Raw genomic sequence first — 17830 nt, forward strand, 5'->3', positions numbered from 1 at the left:
AGAGGCGTTCCGGTTACCCCGTTCGGGAAAACGACCCCAACCACCTCGCCTGCTCGCCGCATACGCGAAGCAATGATTGGACGCGCTATAGTGAGTGACAGCCTGACATCCCCTCGCCTTGCCGGTCCGCGTCCGCGCGCGGGCCGCCCCACACGCGAGCAAGCGGTGCAGAGGGTGGAGCAAATGCTCGACCGCGCGCTTGAGATGTTCTTGGAGTCGGGATTCGAGCTTACGACGGTGGAGGCGATCGCCGCCTCGGTCGGCATGACCAAACGAACAGTCTACGCGCGCTTCAAAGATAAGCGCGAGTTGTTTCGCGCCGCTGTGCTGCGCGCGATCGATCGCTGGAGTGTGCCGCTTGAAACACTGCGCGCCTTGGAGTCGGAGAGCCTTGAGGAGACGCTCGTCGCTTTTACCCGCGTGCGGATGGAAAGCGCCCTAAGCCCTACCGGTATCAGACTGTCACAGATCACGAACGCAGAGGCATACCGCTTTCCGGAGATCCGTCGCTGGGCTTATGAACACGGCACGCTGCCGGCACTTCGGTTCTTGGCCGACTTGTTGCGAAGGCACGCACCGGGTGGAAGTCTCGACGTCAGATGCTCCGAGGAACTCGCGCTCGCCTATATCACGCTGGCGAGTGGGCCTGCCCGCAGTGCTTCTCTTGGCGACAGTTTCGATCGTGAGAGGCTGGAGGAGCGGATCGAGCTCTACGTGACGCTATTCTTGAATGGTGTGTGGGGCTGCACGCCGAGCCCTGCTGAACCATCATAGTGTGACTACCCTGCAAGAGGCTGAGCAAGCCGCTCTTTCCAAGAGCCTGCCTTCCAGGCTTTCTCATGGAAGAAAAAGGCGACGGCATTGATGCACGGCTCGACGAGAGCGATGCCACCTGCGATCTTCACTGAGCCTGTCATCACGTATGCCACAGTGAAGCCCACCAGCAAATGAATGGACAGATAAGTCATCGTTTTGATCAGGTCGCGGGACATGCGTCGCTTATTGTGAACGGATCTCAATATTCCAAATCGGTTTAGCTGATCGTGGTGATCGCCTCCCCCTCGTTCGGCAGGCGGCCCCGAGTTCCTCCCTCTCTACGTCAAATACCCCATTATCCCTCTAGGACCCCCTCCCTAGGCTGCATCCGCATAACAAGAGCGCCGCGATCAGGTGCGCTGCGAACCAAGGGTCGTTCGCAGAGCGATGATGGGCGGCGCAGGGGGATGAACCTGAAGCACAGGGATCAAAACGCTCTCAAGGGGGGTATCGCAATGCCAACAAGCGGAAGAACAAAAGTCGCACTGCTTTGTGCAACCATGATGACAAGCTCGTTGGCGGCTACGCCTGCGCTGGCACAGGAAGCAACTCAGGGCACGGTGCCCGATGCCGATACTATCGTGGTGTCAGCCACCCGGCGGGCCACCGATATCATGGATACGCCGATCAACATCACCGCCCTTGGCAGCGAGCAGCTAGAAAGCGAGCGCCTGGATGATATCAAGGACCTCGGCGCATTTACCCCTGGCGTGACGGTCACCGATACGGGACCACGCGGTGCCGCCAATATCGTCATGCGCGGCCTCTCCGCGGATGGCGCAAACCCGACCGGTGCCAATTACGATAGCGCCGTCGGGACGTATCTCGGCGAAGTTCCCCTTTATCTCGATTTCAAGCTGATCGACATGAACCGCGTCGAGGTGCTGCTCGGGCCGCAGGGCACACTCTACGGCCTGGGCACGCTTGCCGGCGCTATCCGCTATATTCCGAACCGACCCGATCCGACGCGTTTCTCGGCTGAGGTGCACGGCAGAGTGTACGACGTGGCGCACTCCAGCGGTGTAGGGTACGTCGCGGACGCAGCCATCAACGTCCCTTTGGTCCGCGACATTCTCGCCTTCCGCACGTCGACGGGTTATTATGATGACCCAGGCTTCATCGATTATCCCTTCATCGTCCGCGAGCCCGGCGTGTCGCTCCCGCAGCCGGGGCCAGAATCGAATCCGCTTGGATCAGAGGCCGAGCAGGAGGCGAACTTCGCACCACGCAAGGACCTGAACTACGAAGAGACGATCACCACTCGCAATCAGCTTGGGCTGACGGTGCCGTCCTTCTCCGCGTATCTCACATACGCTTTCCAGCAGACCAAAACCGGGGGTGATCAGGCGAATACCTTCGGCGTTCTGGGTGAAGGCCGTTACGAGAACGCTTCGCGCTTTGCTGAACCTGCCGAGCGGAAGTCGCACCTCATCAGCCTTGAGATGCAGGCGGAACTGGGCGACATCATGCAGGCGGTCTGGACCTCGGCATGGACGAAGACCAAGACACATGCGGTCTCGGATGTGAGCGATCTGCTGCTCGACCTGGACTACGATTACGAACTGTTCCCTGCCTTTGCAGGGTTCACCACGGGTGACACCACCCGCAAGCAGTTCAACCAGGAGATCCGCCTCGTCTCGACGCACGATGGACCATTCAACTGGGTGGTCGGCGGGTTCTACAACCTGATGAAGTACCGCTCCGATGGCGTCGAGCGGCTGCCGGGCTTCCCCGAGTTTGCCGCTTCTCCCATCGGCAGCGACATTTACGGCGGGTTCTACGACGGCTTGGTCCGCCCCGACGGTGCCGAGTATGTCTCCTTCACGGACTCGGAAACCGAGGAAGTCGCTGTCTTCGGCGAATTGACCTTCCACGCAACAGAGGCGTGGCAGGTAACTGCAGGCGGGCGCTACTTCACCTATGACACTTCGATCACCGGTGGTGCCGACACGCCCATGACACCATCGGGCCGCAGGCGAATGCCGTATCCCAGCCTGACGATCGACCCCTCCCGCGTCCGTAGCGGCGAAGCCAGCGACGACGGATTCGTATGGAAGTTCAATACTTCCTACAACTTCTCGTCCGACCTGATGGCCTATGCGACGTACAGCAAGGGTTATCGGATCGGCGGCGTGAACCGTGTGGTCCCGTGCATTGATGTGGATGCCGGTACTCCGGGCATACAGCTCCCTTCGGGCCAGAACCTGTGCGCCTTGCCGAATGAGCTGAGCTACGGACCGGACAAGGTGAAGAACCTTGAAGTCGGCGTGCGGGCCAGCTTGTTCGGAGGCCGTCTGAATACCAGCCTGGCGGCGTTCCAGCTGTGGTGGGACGGCATTCAGCTCAGCAGCTCCACGATCAACGGCAACATCGGCATCACAGCCAATGGCGGAAAGGCCAAGTCCAAGGGCATCGACTTCACGTTCAGCGCACGCGTGACCCCAGAATTCCTCGTGCGTGGCAACTACTCCTATCTCGATGCCAAGTTGACTGAGGATGTTCCCGACTTGCTGAACCCGCGAACCGGTTCGGGAACCGTGTTTGCCGGCGACCGGCTGCCCGGCTCTGCGAAGAACTCGGGGGCTCTTGCCGCAATTTACACGATCCCGATGCAAGAGGGCGATCTGGCGCTGAACTGGACTGCCACCTACACGGGCGGCATCTTGACCACCCCTGGTGCGCGCGGTGGCGGCGAACGACTGCCGTCCTACGTGATGCATCGCGCCTCCGTCACATACAGTGTGGACCAATGGGAACTGTCCATCTTCGCGAACAACATCTTCGACAAGTATGCGATCACGGGCGTCGGTCAGGATCTCACACGCAATCGCATCATCAACGACGGAGTGATCGGGCGCTACTACACTCGCGGCGTAGCTACGCCCCGGGTCATCGGTGTCGAAGGTCGCGTGAAGTTCTGATCGAAATGTGGAAGTCTGAGGGCGGGAGTGCACATGCACTTCCGCCTTTCACCATACAGCCCTCGCCGCGCGGAACGATCACGAACGACGGTTGCGCCTGATCAGTCTACCGGGATGCCGTGTTGCTCGAAGAAGGTGCGCACGGGCTCCATGTGCTCCCGATGCGCCTTCCAGCGCCCTACGCCATCAGCGTTGAGACCGCGGCGAACCTGTGCTGCGCTAGGCGTAGCGACCGCCGAGCGGTTTTCATGGAAAGACAGGCAAGCCGGATCCCACGCCAAGCCGCAATGCTCCAGAAGGTTTCGCGTCTGCCGCCCCTGGTCTGCAACCAGAGCTTCGTAGCTGAACCGCAGGACTCTGCCGGGATACAGGCGATCCCACATGTCCATGAGCCGCATGAAGCGCACGTAGTAGCGCGCTGCATCCATCAGGTCATAGGAATAAGCATAATAGGCCGATTGAGTGGCGAAGAGGTTGCGGAAGTTGCTCCAGACGGTGTCCATCGGGTGACGCAGGAGGCATACGATCCGCGCTTCAGGAAAACTGCGAGCTATGTGGCCTACATAGAGGAAGTTCGCGGGCAATTTGTCCACAAAGCGGCGCACGCCTGGTGAGACATGGTGCTTGGCACGCGCCAGGTATAACTCTCGAATTCTACCAGGCGCCGGGATCAGGGCGGCGCTCACCGTCTCAGCATCAATCACGAGTCGGGACCGTGTGCCCGCCGCCTGCTTCACGGCGAGCGGCATGGCTTGCAACTCGCCGGCCGAGACCACGTCCGAGTGCGACGAGAGGATGCGATCTACAAGTGTCGTTCCGGTTCTCGGCATGCCGACGACAAAGATTGGCCCACCGGCGTCCTGAAACACTGATTCCGTCGGCGTAAGCCCCCCGAAAGCAGCCTCGAGAGCATCGAACACCTTTTCGTCTTGAGAGAACTCATATTGGATGTGCTGCTTGTGCTCGGCATTTGCCAGCGCAAGGGCATCGAAGGCCCCCCCCGCTTCGCCCACATCCTCAAGCTCCTTGGCAAGAGCATAGCGCAAGCGTAGGTGGTCCGCCGGTTTACTTGCAGCGTCCAACGCACGGCTTAGCCGCTCGACATGGTTTTCTTCGCGCGTCTGACGCGAGAGAATGGCCAGAGCATAGTGTGCACGTGCATTGCCTGGATCTGCGGACAGAATGCTCTCGTACTCGGCCCGTGCCGTATCCACGCGGCCTGTAAACCCGCACGCTGCTGCATGATTGTAGCGATAGTCGAGGTTGTCGGGCTCCAGAGCCACTGCCGTCTGGAATGGGACTACGGAGCGCTCGTGATCGCCCAGCCGCGCCAGCACGCATCCGATCGTGTCGAGCGTTCGGGCGTCCTGCGGCTCTGCTTCCATGGCGCGGTGTACGGCCGCTCCAGCTTCACCATCCCTTCGCAACAGGATCAGCAGACGCGCGTACTGGGCAAGGTACTCCGAGTTTTCCGGTTCAAGGACTAGCGCCTGTTCCACGAGAGGTACGGCTTTGCCGATCTGCCCAGCCTCTGCAGCGACCATCGCCACGAGGAAATACCCCTCACCTCCCTGTGGATCGGCAACGATCATCGCGCGCGCTGCCTCACCCGCAGTAGCAAGGTCACCGCGCAACAATGCCGTCCGCGCTGCTGCAGGGCCCTTCACAGGATACGGTACCTTTCTGGCATCGGGTCCTCCTGACTGCCTACACCCGGTGATTCAAGGACCTTATCATGGTCAAGGCAACCAGAGCGCCGGGTCAGATGGAAGATTCCGAAAGATCAACTGGCAAGGTCCGCACCCGCTTGCCGGTCGCCGCGTGAATGGCATTGATGAAGGCCGGGATGACGGGCGGAAGTGCTGGCTCGCCCAAACCGGTCGGCTCATTGTCGGTGCGCACGAACTCGACATGGATGCGTGGTGTCATATCGATGCGCTGAAAGGGATGGGAGTCAAAGTTCGACTGCTCTACCGCACCGGCCGACTGGGTGATTTTCTGACCGGCCATCGCTTGCCCCAGTCCATCGATGACGGATCCTTGCACCTGATGCAGAGCGTTGAGGGGGTTCACAATCTGGCTCCCGAGATCCCCGGCAACCCAAACCTCGATCTCTCCGATCTGGCCATCGCGGACGGTAAGTTCCACGACTTCTGCAAAGTAGCCCGCATGACTGAAGTAAAATGCAAAGCCGCGGCCTCTCCCTGCCGGACGGCTTTTACCTCCATGCCAATCTACCATCTCGAGTACTTTCTGGATCACGCCTTTGGCGCGGCCGGTAGCAAAGGCAGGGCCCCGGCCCTCACCTTCGATGAGACGCGGTGCGCCAAGCAGATCCATCATGATCGTGGGCAGGTCCGTGCCAGCGGCCTGCGCAACCTCGTCAAGAAAGCACTGGGTCACGAACGCCAGTGCATTCGATCCGGGCGCTCGCAGCCAACCTGTGGGAAGGTTGGTTTCCAACAGCGACTGTTCCAGCAGTGCATTTTCGACCAGACTTGCAGGGACGATCGAAGGCGACATCTCCGCTGCCCGAAGCGGCTTGCCATCTGCACCGAAAGTCACGAAGTGATCGCGCCAAGCCGTCACTCGTCCTTTGGCATCCAGTGCGGCTGACAAGGTATGCCAGCCAGCAGGCCGGAAGAAATCACGGCGGAACTCATCCTGCCGATTGTACAACAGCTTGATCGGCACGCCTGGCACCTGAACGGCGATAGCTGCGGCTTGCACCATGTAATCGTTCATCAGCCGGCGTCCGAAGCCTCCACCGATGCGGGTCAAGTTGATGCGGATCTTCTCAGGCGGCAAGCCAGTGGCTTTCGAAACCAGCGCTCGCCCCGCCTCAGGGTTTTGCGTGGGCGCCCAGATCTCAATCGTGCCGTCGCGGAAGAGCGCCGTAGCATTCTGCGGTTCTAATGTGCCGTGCGCCAGAAAGGGATACTCGTAGCGCGCTTCGACCAAGCGAGTGGCTTCCGCAAAAGCCGTTTCCGCATCACCTTTGCGCAGGATTTCCCCTTGCGCCCGCTCCGTCAGGCACCTTTCTGCCTGCCGTTTGTACTCTTCGGTCGAAAACGAGCTCTGGACACTGGTGTCCCATTTCACGTTCAGCGCTTCGCGCGCCCGGTTAGCGCTCCACCAACTCATCGACAGGATCGCCACCCCATCCAACAGCGACTCCGGCTGTCCGTCACCCTCGATGGTGAGGACATGCGCCACGCCCGGCATAGCCCTCACTTCATCGAGGTTGGCAGCGACGAACCGCCCTCCGACTGCCGGACAGGTCTCGAGAACTGCGTGGAGGAGACCTGGCATCGAAACATCAATGCCGAACAACGGCTTACCCGATACGATTGCCGGAGTATCCACACCGCGCACAGGGTGGCCGATAATCCGGAATTGCGATGGCTCCTTGAGCTTGATGGTCATCGGATCAGGAGGCGCGATACGCGCGGCATCTGATGCAAGATCGGCATAAGCGATCAAGCGTCCGGACCGGCGATCCCGGATCATGCCTGACGAGGTCACCAGTCCCTCAACTGGAACATTCCAGTTCTGAGCAGCAGCGTTCAACATCATCGCTCTTGCCACTGCGCCAGCCTTTCGCATGGGTAGCCATTCACGAGGAGTTGTGCGGCTTCCCCCGGCGCTCTGTGCTCCGAAGAGTGTCTGGTCAGCATGGGTCTGCTCAACCGTGACCTGGTCCCAGTCGACGTCGAACTCCTCTGCTATCATCATCGGCAGCGAGGTCTTCGCGCCCTGTCCGATCTCCGCATTCTTGGCGCCGATAATGAAACGGTTGTCCGGCATCACTCGGATGAACGCTCCGATGTGGGAGGCTTTGTCCGAAGTGGCAGCGCTTACCGGAATGGCAAAGTCAAACAGCAGTCCGCCTCCGGCGAGCAGGGATGCAGTGAGGAAATTGCGTCGATTGAGCACTGGGGCAGTCATTCCGACACCTTCGAACTGCTGGTAGGGCTGGCATCTGCGGCCATTTTGATTGCTTCACGAATGCGCACGTAAGTGCTGCAGCGGCACAGATTGCCCCACATGGCAGCGTCGATCTCCTCGTCGCTGGGGTGTGGTGTCTGCGCGAGAAGCGCAGTCGCGCTCATGATCTGGCCCGACTGACAGTATCCGCATTGGGGTACGTCCTGATCGATCCAGGCCGATCCGATCTTACGACCCGGTTCGGTGACGCCGATCGCCTCAATGGTCACGACGGACTGCCCCTCGACGGCACTCACCGGGGTGATGCAGGACCGTATGGCAGCGCCCTCAAGGTGCACTGTGCAGGCACCGCAGAGTCCGGCGCCACAGCCAAACTTGGTTCCCGGCAACTGGGCCTCTTCACGAAGCACCCAGAGGAGCGGCTTGTCAGGGGCAACGTCGAAGCTTCTCCTGTCGCCGTTCAGGGTGAAACCCACTGTCATCGAGCAAGCTCCCTCAATCTTGTTTGCCAGCCCCTCGGCTGGCGCCGGCAAGCGTTCACTTGATGACTCCCGCCTTCGCGAGTTCTGCTCGCATTTGTCCGACCTTGGCCGGGTTCATACCCGGCTGAGCGCGGACAGAAGCGACCTCGCCCGCTGTGAATGGCTTGCCTTGTCCGGCGGAGATCCAATTCAGCACCTCAGCAATCTGGGCATCGGAGAGACGGGCAAAGGCGGGCATGATGCCCCTGATCGGCTTGCCGTCGACCTCAATGGCGCCTGACTGACCGAAGATCAGGTTCGCGATCATCCACTTGCGCCCCGCGGCAGACTGAGCCGCCGAGCCCATCCTGCCCGCAATGCGCGGAAAAACACCTGGCACGCCACTGCCATCCGCCTTGTGGCATGATTGGCAGGCAGCGACATATGCGGGAGGTGGTGGCGCCTTGGGTGCCGCCTGCCCCGGCGGAACCGTCGCTGCTCCTAAGACGAGCAAACCAAGCGTCGACGCTGTACGCGCCGCTCCGTGCCGCGCCACGCGCGCCAGTCGAAGTTTCATCAATGCGGCCTTCCTTTTATTGTCTCAGCCCGGCGATCCGCAGGCACAAGAAGCATCTCAAGTTGTTCGCGTCGTTGGACCGTGCCCCGGGCAATGATGTTGCCCAGGCCGTCCAGGAGAGCAGCGGAGGGCAATGGGCCGATAAGATAATCTTCGCCTACGGAGCCGTTGAGGACAAAGTCGTGGGCGTTGATTGCATGCCGAGCTAACAATTCGGCGTAGTCCTGCACCTGCCCCTCCCCGAACAGGAGGAGACGCACGTCACAGGCGTGGCAGAGCTCAACAGCTTGGCCGACGACAAAGTCGCACAGGGCAGACTTGGCCTCGATGAAGAGCAGAAGTTGGAAGCGTCGGTCGCGGGTCGCCCCTCCGATCGTCAGCACCGCGCCATCCAGCGCGGGAACGCTAAGAATCGGCGCGGGTTCAGCGCCCTCATCGCCACTCGCCTGAGCAAAGCGATCGACCGGGGCCAGTGCCCGGCGATCCAGGTACATCTGCCGTCGTGTTGCGAGCACCGCCACAATCAGCAGGGCGGTGCCAACGCCCATCAGGAAGAGCAGCGCAATCAGCATGGATCATGCGCTAACGGCTGGCATAGACGCACTCGATGGGGCGTTTGACGTAGGGCGCTTCCGTTTATCTTCTCTAGATGGCCTCACCGGGTTTGCAGTTGTGGCTTTCCGTTCCCGTTGCGCTCCGCACCGGGCGAACTTCACAGCCTCTCACCTACCCTGACAAGACTTGAGGGTCCGGGCGCTAGCCTGGACCTTCTTTTTAGGGCCGGAGGGCGAGCTTCCAGATAGTGGGGCGAAGCGCCCTCAGGCCTCTCGCCAAGCCTCCAGTTTACTTGCTATCGGTGAGGAAGATGAACCTGATGCTCGCGAAAATATTCGGCTGATGTTGGCCGTACTACCCGTTCTCTCGGACCATGGATCGTGGCGGAAGTTGAGGCTTTCCCCCACCTGTCGAACCGGGCAGCACCTGACTTGATCGAGCAGCCCGACTACATCCTTAAGGAGAAGCGGCTCTACAACAAGTGGGTGGCGACGCAGACGCTTGAGGATTATGCGTTGCGATACACCGCTGACGCAGCACGGCGCTGGGGGCCCCGCACGGTCGCCAGCACTGCAGTTGGGGCGACTGCCTTCCTGATCTGCGAGGCCATCGGAGCCTCAATCACGCTGACCTACGGTTTTGCGAACAGCGTCCTGGCGATCACCGTGGGCATGGGGCTGATGTTCCTGATCGGCTTTCCCATCGCATACCATTCCGCAAAGCGCGGGCTCGACATCGACCTTCTTACGCGAGGGGCCGGCTTCGGTTATCTTGGCTCCACCATCACATCTCTGGTCTATGCTTCGTTCACCTTCCTCCTGTTCTCGGTGGAAGCGACCATCATGGCCGTTGCGATCCGCGCCATGACCGGCATGCCAATGGCCATCGCCTATCTCGTCAGTGCCCTCGCGGTGATTCCGATCGCGCTTTACGGCATGAGCATGATCGCCCGGTTCCAGGCATGGACGCAGCCTCTCTGGATCGTGCTGCAGGTTGCTCCGATCGTGTACATCCTCTCCTCGGGACCAGCCGCATTGGCTGAATGGTCTCGCTTCACGGGGGAACTGGGCAGTCCCGACGGCAGCGTCAGCTTTCTCTACTTCGGCTTTGCGCTCTCTACTCTGCTGTCGCTGCTACCCCAGATCGGGGAGCAGGCCGATTACATGCGCTTTCTACCGCCAGAGGAGAAGATCGGCCGGACCGCCTGGTGGTCTGCGCTTCTGGTCGGCGGCCCTGGCTGGGCTCTGATCGCCGGCCTGAAGCTCTTGCTGGGTTCCTGGCTCGCTTGGTTTGTCTTGAGTACGGGCATTGCGGCCGATCATCCGACAAGCCCATCTGCACTATTTGGCGCCGTGTTTGAGCATATGAGCGGATGGCCCGCAGTGTCGCTGGTCCTCACCGGCCTGTTCGTGACTATTTGCCAGCTAAAGATCAACGTCACCAATGCCTACGCAGGCTCCATCGCGTGGTCGAACTTCTTTTCACGCCTGACGCATAGCCACCCCGGTCGCATTGTCTGGCTGGTCTTCAACGTCGCGCTGGCGCTGCTGCTGATGGAGAGCGGCGTCTTTACCGTCATAGGTCACGTACTGATCCTCTACGCCATCGTTGCGGCTGCCTGGATCGGCGCGCTCGCCGGTGATCTCATGATTTCGAAGCCGCTGCGGCTTTCCCCTCAGCACATCGAGTTCAAGCGCGCGCACCTGTATGACATCAACCCCGTGGGGGTGGGCGCCATGGTGCTATCGATCGCTGTCGCGGCGCTGGCGCACTCGGGTGCAATTGGAGAACTAGCTCAGGCGTTTGCACCAGTGATCGGATTGGCCGTGGCGTTCACCGCTGCCCCCGCCATCGCTCTGGTGACCCGAAGCCGCTTCTACATCGCGCGGCAGACCCGCTGGGCTCCCGGCGCAACGGAAGCGACGTGCATCATCTGTGAGAACTCCTTCGAGCTGAATGACATGGCTCACTGCCCGATGTACTCGGCACCGATCTGTTCTCTGTGCTGCACCTTGGAGGCGCGCTGCCATGATCGCTGCAAGTCGGACAGCCGGGCCACGCAGCAACTGTCCAATTGGCTCGCGTTGATCCTGCCTCGCCGCCTTGCAGGCCTTGTCCACACTGCGGTTGGGCAGTTCGCCATCGTCATGGCCGCCATCTTACTGATCCTTGCAGCCATCGTCGGGACACTGGCCAGCCTAATGGAACTGGCCGTTCCTGGGACCGCGTCGCGCTTCCAGGCGGTGTTGATCGGTCTGTTCCTCACCCTGTCGCTGCTGGGCGGCCTCGCGGCCTGGATCGTCGTATTGGTTCACCACAGCCGCCGCTCCGCCATGCAGGAGAGCGAGCACCACGTGAACCTCCTGCTCAAGGAGATCGATGCGCACAATCGCACCGGGGCGGAGTTACAGAAGGCCAAAGAGGCCGCCGAAGCTGCCAACATTGCGAAAAGCCGATACCTGGTCAGCGTCAGCCATGAAATCCGGTCGCCTCTCAATTCAATCTACGGTTACTCGCAATTGCTCGAGCGGGGACACGATGTTTCCCCCGCAGAGGCGGCCAAGGTCATCCGCAGAAGCTCAGAACACCTGACAAACTTGGTCGAAGGACTTCTGGACATCTCGCAGGTTGAGAGTGGCATCCTGCGCATCTCCACCGACACGGTTCGCTTCCCGGCCTTCCTGGATCAGATTGCGAATATGTTCCGGCCCCAGGCAGTGGCAAAGGGGATCACGTTCGAATTCGAACGCCCTGCGCACCTTCCGGGTTTCGTACGCACGGACCAGAAGCGGCTAAGACAGATCCTGATCAACCTGCTCTCGAATGCGATTAAATTCACGCATTCCGGTTCGGTGACATTCCGCGTCCGTTATCGCAGCCAGGTTGCGACCATAGACATCATCGACACAGGCATCGGCATAGCGAAGGACGACCTCGATCGCGTGTTCGAGCCTTTCGACCGTGGAGCCAATCCGGATGCACACAAGCAGAAGGGTATCGGCCTTGGGCTTGCGATTGCAAATGCGCTCGTCCGCATTCTCGGAGGCGACCTTGCGGTGCAGAGCGAACTCGGCCGGGGCACGCGCTTTACCGTCAAGTTGATGCTCGGCCAGGTTTCGACTCCCAAGCTCGACCCTGCACCGATCGAGAACATAACCGGCTACGAGGGCGAACGGCGCAAGGTCCTTGTGGTGGATGACGATCCCGCGCAAACGGCCGTTATCAGGGGTTTGCTGGAGCCTCTCGACTTTGAAGTGTTCGAAGCCACCAGCGGAGTGGAAGGCATTGAGATTGCAACCCGCGAGCGGCCCGAGGTCGCGCTTCTCGACATCTCCATGCCCGGGGAATCCGGGTGGGACGTTTGCTCTCGCGTCCGCGAGGAACTCGGCGCGCACTGCCGGATCGTCATGGTGTCCGCGAACGTTCAGGAGTTTCGTCGCGGTGCCGACGGGTGCGCCAGTCATGACCTGTTTCTGAAGAAGCCGGTGGAGCTGGATGCGATACTGGATGCTGTATCAGACCTGCTTTCACTGCGCTGGATCGGTGGCGAGAACACGGCGCCTGTTCTACCACCGGTGGGTGAGCCGCCCCCCTTGCCGAAAGAGGCCAGAGACGTGATCATAGAGGTCGAGCGCGCCGCCATGATCGGTCATGTGAGGGGAGTCGAAGCTGCCATCCGGCGGCTGCAGAACGAGTTCCCCGAGGCCGCACCACACGCCGCACGCCTGCTCGAACATCTGGACCGGTTCGATCTCCAGATGCTGCTGAAGACCGCCAGGGCCTATTTATGAAGCCGGACGTTCCCTCCAGCGACACCGTCCTCGTCGTCGACGACACGCAGGAGTCGCTGCGCTTTCTCACCGACACACTCGAAGGCGCCGGTATCTCTGTACTGGTCGCGACGAGCGGCGCTGCGGCGCTTGAATTGCTCCAGCACGTCGTGCCCGACCTGATCCTCATGGACGCGGTCATGCCCGGCCTGGACGGATTTGCCACCACGCGCGCTATCAAGGCGCTGCCGGCCGGACCGCACGTGCCCGTGGTGTTCATGACCGGCCTGACCGAAAGCGAACACGTCGTTCACGCGCTGGAGTCCGGCGGGGTAGACTACATCCGCAAGCCCATCGAGGTTGATGAACTGCTTGCACGTGTGAAGGTACACATGGCGAATGCCCGCATCGCCCAAGGCAGCCAGTATGCTCTGGATGCAACTGGTCGCAGCCTCTTGGCGATCGGCGAAGGCGAGCGCGTCGCCTGGTGTACCCCCACGGCGGAACAGCTGCTCCAGGGCCTTACGCCCGCCTGGAGCCGCCACCACCCTCGGCCGCCGGAGTTTCTCTGCGCACCGCTGGCGCGTCTTCGCCAGTCTGATCAGTCACCGGGCGCCTCGCAGCGCATTGAGTGGAGTGACGGAAGAACTTTGGAACTGGTCGCGGTCGGCCGCTCTCGTCCGGGAGAGTTCCTGGTGCGGATTAACCTCATCGATCCGAAAGCCGATATCCTGCGCCTTCAGCAGCACTTCGATCTCACACTGCGAGAAGCCGAAGTGCTGCTATGGATCAGTCACGGCAAGCCCAATCGCGTCATCAGCGAGATCTTGTCGATCAGTCCCCGTACCGTGAACAAGCACCTGGAGCAGGTCTTTGAGAAGCTGGGCGTCGAGACTCGAGCGGCGGCGGCGGCCTTTGCGGTTCGGGTGATCGCTCAGTAATCGTCAGTGTCGCCCCTGTGTGGAGCGCGAGAGATCCGACAAGCATCGGCCCGGTCCGTGGCCAACTCGAGCAGGCTGGCTCCGTGTTCACTGGCTGTCACCTTTAAGGCCCGCTGAAGGACCCGGTAGCGCTCCAGCACCAGCCGTCCATCAGGGGTAAGGGACGTTCCGCCACCGTGCTGCCCTCCCTTGACGGTCGTAACGAGCGGAGACCGCCAGCAGGCGTTCAACGTATCGATCATGTCGCGTGTGCGACGGTAACTCAAACCGAGGCAGCGTCCAGCGGCTGCTATGGAGCCCTTAGTTGCCACCGCTTCCAACAGATCGGCTTTGCCCGGGCCGATCGCAATCGCATCGCCGACCATCACCTGCACCTTCACTTTCAACAAAGCAGGGTTGGATGCGCTAGCCATGGTACTCGATTGCCCTTCACAGAATGTCAGTCACTTCGATTGACACCTTTGCCGTGCTCCTGCGATGTATATCGAGACATACATCGATGCGAGGTTATTCTGCTATGCCCCCTGTGCTGATGCGGTGCGCTCTGGCGCTCCTTGCGCTTGCGCTTCCGGGGGCGGTGCAAGCACAGTCGGTCCCCAACGTCGCAGCCGCATCAGACTTGCGTTTCGCACTTGCAGAGGTGACCAAGGCATTCAGGCGCGACACCGGCCATCGGGTCAGGCTAACCTTCGGATCATCGGGTAATTTCTATCGTCAGCTTCAGCAGGGCGCACCTTTCCAGCTCTTTCTCTCGGCAGACGAAGGCTACGCGCTCAAGCTGGCGAAAGCGGGCAAGACAATAGATGGCGGCAGGCTCTACGCAATCGGACGGCTTGCTGTGGTCGCACCCAGAGGCTCACGGCTTAAGGCGGACAGCAATCTGAACGGCCTAAGGACCGCGCTAAGCAAGGGGCAGGTAGCGCACTTCGCCATCGCCAATCCTGAGCACGCGCCTTATGGCGACAGGGCAGCGCAGGCGCTCAAGCACGCCGGACTGTGGGGCCCGCTTTCAGGCAAGCTGGTGCTGGGCGAGAATGTCAGCCAAGCTCTCCAATTCGCCACATCCGGCGGTTCACAGGGCGGCATCGTCGCCTATTCACTGGTGCTTGATCCGACGGTCAAAGCAAGGACGCAATTCGCTCTGCTACCGGCTTCCTGGCACGCGCCTCTTCGTCAGCGAATGGTACTCATGAAGAACGCGAGTCCGGTGGCCAAAGCGTTCTATCGCTACATTCAGCAGGATCCGGCTAGACGCATATTGGCGCGCTATGGGTTTGCGCTTCCCAAATCCGCCGGCACCTGATGGATCTGGCCGCATTACAGCTCTCGCTGCTTCTCGGCATCTGGACCGTCGCGATCCTGCTACCGATTGCTCTCGCGGTCGGGCGTTGGCTCGCAACGGCTCGCTTCCGGGGCAAGGCCGTCGTCGAGGGAGCACTGACGCTGCCTCTGGTGCTTCCCCCCACAGTTATCGGGTTCTACCTGCTTGTAGGTTTCGGACCGGAATCTCCGGTGGGGCGGATTTGGACCGATCTCGCAGGGCGGCCGCTGGTTTTCAGCTTTGAAGGCGTCCTGCTTGCGTCGGTGCTGGTCAACCTGCCCTTTGCAGTCCAACCTGCGCAGCGAGCGTTCGAGGCCGTCGGCCAGGATCTGCGCGACGCAGCCGCGGCCTGCGGACACTCGCTTTGGCGAACGATCTGGAGGATAGAGCTTCCCCTGGCCTGGCCGGGCCTTCTTACAGGAGCGGTGCTCGTCTTTGCACATACACTCGGCGAGTTCGGCGTCGTCCTGATGGTAGGCGGCTCCATACCGGGCGAGACCCGCACCCTTGCTCTCTCGATCTACGACAGGGTTCAGGCCTTCGACAACGCGTCCGCAGCACGTATGGCCGGTCTGCTCATGGCCATCTCGCTCGCTGCCGTGAGCACGACCTTCGTGCTTGCCGGAAGGAGCCGGCGGATTGGCTGAAGGACTTCGCGTCGAACTCCACCAACGCGGACCCATTCCGCTAAACGTCAGCCTTTCCGTCGCACCCGGAGAAACGCTGGCTTTGGTGGGGGCCTCTGGGGCTGGTAAGTCAACGATCCTGCGGACGATCGCCGGGCTGCATCGTGCAAGCCAAGGGCGGATCTTGTGCGCCCATGAAACATGGTTTGATCAAGAGCACGGGATCGACCTGCCTGCACGCTCACGGCGCGCCGGCGTCGTTTTCCAGTCCTATGCGCTGTTCCCGCACAAGACCGCCCTTGGAAATGTGGCTGAGGCGATGCTGGAGCTTCCGCGTGATCAACGCCACCCCCGGGCGGCCGAACTCCTCGAACAAGTACAGCTCGACGGATTGGAGAAGCGTTTTCCCCACCAGCTATCCGGTGGACAGCAGCAGCGGGTGGCGCTCGCCAGAGCACTGGCCCGTGACCCTCGTGTTCTACTCCTGGACGAGCCCTTCTCCGCCGTGGATCAACCCACCAGGCGTGCGCTTCAGATGCTGCTCAGCCGGATACGCCGCTCAACCGCCATACCGATTCTGATCGTCTCGCATGATGTGGAAGACGCCTCGCGCAGCGCGGATCGACTCTGCTATTTGAAAGCGGGGGAGACGGTCGAGCAAGGCACTCCGCGTGCCATGCTGGACAACCCGGAGACGCAGTTCGCCCGGTGGCTGAACGGCAATAGCTGAGCCGAGTTGCCCGCGCTCCGTCAGTAACACGCTTCGACAGCCCTTCCCCTACTGCACCCTGCCAGCATAGAGAGCTGGACGAAATAAAACTTATTCGGGGGATTCAGGTTGGATATGAAACAGGCGAAGGTCCGGAGTGGCCAAGGCGTTGACACGATCACGATCGAAAAGGCCGCTGTACCGGATCCGGGCCCTGGCGAGGCGCTCATCCGCATCACCGCCGCCACTCTGAATTATCGCGATCTCATCGTGGCGAAGGGACTCATTCCGGGCCTTGGCAAAGAGCCTGAGGTGATTCCCCTGTCATGCTCTGCGGCATTTGTGGAGGCAGTCGGCAGTGGTGTCACCCGTGTGGCGCCGGGTGATCGCGTCACCCCCATCTTTGCTCCGCATTGGCTTACGGGAGGCGAGCCGGACCCACGAATGCTCGGCGGCCCCATCGACGGTGTCGCTCGTCAGTTTGCCGTCTTCGAAGCGGAAAGCCTTTGCAGGCTTCCGGATATGATGAGCGATCTGGAGGCCGCTACACTCTCGTGTGCCGCGCTCACCGCCTGGTCCGCTCTGACGTCGAGCCGCATCACGTCACCTGGCGACTGGATACTTGCCCACGGTACAGGTGGTGTATCGATCGCCGCATTGCAGCTTGCCAAAGCGATGGGCGCCAATGTTGCCATCACCTCATCTTCGGACGCAAAGCTGGCCCGTGCAGCTTCGCTTGGTGCCGATTTGTGCATCAACTACAGGCATCAGCCGGACTGGGCAGCGGCCGTACGCACTGCGCTTGGCGATAGGCCGATTGCCAACGTGATCGACACGGTCGGCGCTGTGCAAGTTGAAGATAATGCCAGCCTGCTTTGCGAGGGCGGGCAACTGTCCGCGATCGGCATGCTGGGATCCGACTTCAGCTGGAACCTTGCAGGTGCGGATGTAAACCTTGCCCCGATCGGCGTAGGCAACCGTGAACAACACGAAGCGATGACCCGGTTCATGGTGGAGTGCCAGATCAGGCCCGTGGTCGATGTGGTCTATGACCTTGAACGCCTGTCAGATGCTTATCATCACCTGGAAAGCGGAGCATTCTTCGGCAAGATCGGTATCAACCTTCTGTAGATATCGCGCCGTCCGCGGTGATAGCCGGAGAGCTATCGACCGCAACGAGAAGCG

The 17830-nt window shown here is 61.0% G+C and carries 15 protein-coding genes; 8 read left to right on the top strand and 7 right to left on the bottom strand.

Features of this window, described 5'->3' with window-relative positions; translation table 11 throughout:
- Positions 1-90: 90 nt before the first annotated feature.
- Positions 91-774 (top strand): TetR/AcrR family transcriptional regulator, encoded by a 684-nt coding sequence (locus ABUH87_RS13930; RefSeq protein ID WP_367774601.1) that lies wholly within the window; start codon positions 91-93, stop codon positions 772-774.
- 5 nt (positions 775-779) lie between these two features.
- Here ABUH87_RS13930 and ABUH87_RS13935 read toward each other — a convergent pair whose 3' ends face one another.
- The gene (locus ABUH87_RS13935) at positions 780-992 is read right to left on the bottom strand and encodes a DUF2061 domain-containing protein (protein ID WP_367774602.1); all 213 of its coding nucleotides are present in this window, start codon (positions 990-992) and stop codon (positions 780-782) included.
- Between the two features lie 324 nt (positions 993-1316).
- Here ABUH87_RS13935 and ABUH87_RS13940 point away from each other — a divergent pair, with 324 nt between their 5' ends.
- The gene (locus ABUH87_RS13940; RefSeq protein ID WP_367774605.1) at positions 1317-3737 is read left to right on the top strand and encodes a TonB-dependent receptor; all 2421 of its coding nucleotides are present in this window, start codon (positions 1317-1319) and stop codon (positions 3735-3737) included.
- A gap of 101 nt (positions 3738-3838) precedes the next feature.
- Here the strand turns inward: ABUH87_RS13940 and ABUH87_RS13945 are convergent, their stop codons facing one another.
- The 5 genes from ABUH87_RS13945 to ABUH87_RS13965 form a co-directional block, all read right to left on the bottom strand.
- Complete coding sequence (locus tag ABUH87_RS13945; RefSeq protein WP_367774607.1) at positions 3839-5404, bottom strand: tetratricopeptide repeat-containing sulfotransferase family protein; 1566 nt, start codon at positions 5402-5404, stop codon at positions 3839-3841.
- Positions 5405-5498: 94 nt separating this feature from the next.
- Positions 5499-7685 (bottom strand): xanthine dehydrogenase family protein molybdopterin-binding subunit, encoded by a 2187-nt coding sequence (locus tag ABUH87_RS13950; RefSeq protein ID WP_367774609.1) that lies wholly within the window; start codon positions 7683-7685, stop codon positions 5499-5501.
- On the bottom strand, positions 7682-8167 hold the full coding sequence (locus ABUH87_RS13955; RefSeq protein ID WP_367774611.1) for a (2Fe-2S)-binding protein: 486 nt from the start codon (positions 8165-8167) through the stop codon (positions 7682-7684). The genes ABUH87_RS13950 and ABUH87_RS13955 overlap by 4 nt, the downstream gene beginning before the upstream one ends.
- 55 nt (positions 8168-8222) lie before the next feature.
- A complete protein-coding gene (locus tag ABUH87_RS13960) occupies positions 8223-8723 on the bottom strand; it encodes a c-type cytochrome (RefSeq protein WP_367774613.1) in 501 nt (166 codons plus the stop codon).
- Positions 8723-9295, bottom strand: a complete 573-nt coding sequence (locus tag ABUH87_RS13965; RefSeq protein WP_367774615.1) for a thioredoxin domain-containing protein — start codon at positions 9293-9295, stop codon at positions 8723-8725. Before ABUH87_RS13965 ends, ABUH87_RS13960 begins: the two co-directional genes overlap by 1 nt.
- A gap of 363 nt (positions 9296-9658) precedes the next feature.
- Here ABUH87_RS13965 and ABUH87_RS13970 point away from each other — a divergent pair, with 363 nt between their 5' ends.
- Together ABUH87_RS13970 and ABUH87_RS13975 are read left to right on the top strand one after the other, a co-directional pair.
- Complete coding sequence (locus ABUH87_RS13970; RefSeq protein WP_367774616.1) at positions 9659-13069, top strand: hybrid sensor histidine kinase/response regulator; 3411 nt, start codon at positions 9659-9661, stop codon at positions 13067-13069.
- Positions 13066-13989 (top strand): response regulator, encoded by a 924-nt coding sequence (locus tag ABUH87_RS13975; RefSeq protein ID WP_367774618.1) that lies wholly within the window; start codon positions 13066-13068, stop codon positions 13987-13989. The genes ABUH87_RS13970 and ABUH87_RS13975 overlap by 4 nt, the downstream gene beginning before the upstream one ends.
- Here ABUH87_RS13975 and ABUH87_RS13980 read toward each other — a convergent pair.
- Positions 13983-14402 carry a winged helix-turn-helix domain-containing protein gene (locus ABUH87_RS13980; protein ID WP_367774620.1) on the bottom strand — a complete coding sequence of 140 codons (420 nt, stop codon included), beginning with the start codon at positions 14400-14402 and terminating at the stop codon, positions 13983-13985. The two genes, ABUH87_RS13975 and ABUH87_RS13980, sit on opposite strands and share 7 nt — an antisense overlap.
- 86 nt (positions 14403-14488) lie before the next feature.
- Here ABUH87_RS13980 and modA point away from each other — a divergent pair, with 86 nt between their 5' ends.
- The 4 genes from modA (at position 14489) to ABUH87_RS14000 (ending at position 17776) form a co-directional block, all read left to right on the top strand.
- Positions 14489-15292, top strand: a complete 804-nt coding sequence (modA, locus tag ABUH87_RS13985) for a molybdate ABC transporter substrate-binding protein (RefSeq protein ID WP_367774621.1) — start codon at positions 14489-14491, stop codon at positions 15290-15292.
- Positions 15292-15957: a molybdate ABC transporter permease subunit gene (gene modB / locus ABUH87_RS13990; RefSeq protein WP_367774622.1), complete on the top strand. Its 666-nt coding sequence runs from the start codon at positions 15292-15294 to the stop codon at positions 15955-15957. The genes modA and modB overlap by 1 nt, the downstream gene beginning before the upstream one ends.
- Complete coding sequence (locus ABUH87_RS13995; protein ID WP_367774623.1) at positions 15950-16666, top strand: ABC transporter ATP-binding protein; 717 nt, start codon at positions 15950-15952, stop codon at positions 16664-16666. Before modB ends, ABUH87_RS13995 begins: the two co-directional genes overlap by 8 nt.
- A gap of 114 nt (positions 16667-16780) precedes the next feature.
- Positions 16781-17776 (top strand): zinc-dependent alcohol dehydrogenase family protein, encoded by a 996-nt coding sequence (locus ABUH87_RS14000; RefSeq protein WP_367774624.1) that lies wholly within the window; start codon positions 16781-16783, stop codon positions 17774-17776.
- Positions 17777-17830: the final 54 nt, after the last annotated feature.

Source organism: Novosphingobium rhizovicinum, from assembly GCF_040813635.1.
Taxonomy (GTDB): domain Bacteria; phylum Pseudomonadota; class Alphaproteobacteria; order Sphingomonadales; family Sphingomonadaceae; genus Novosphingobium; species Novosphingobium rhizovicinum.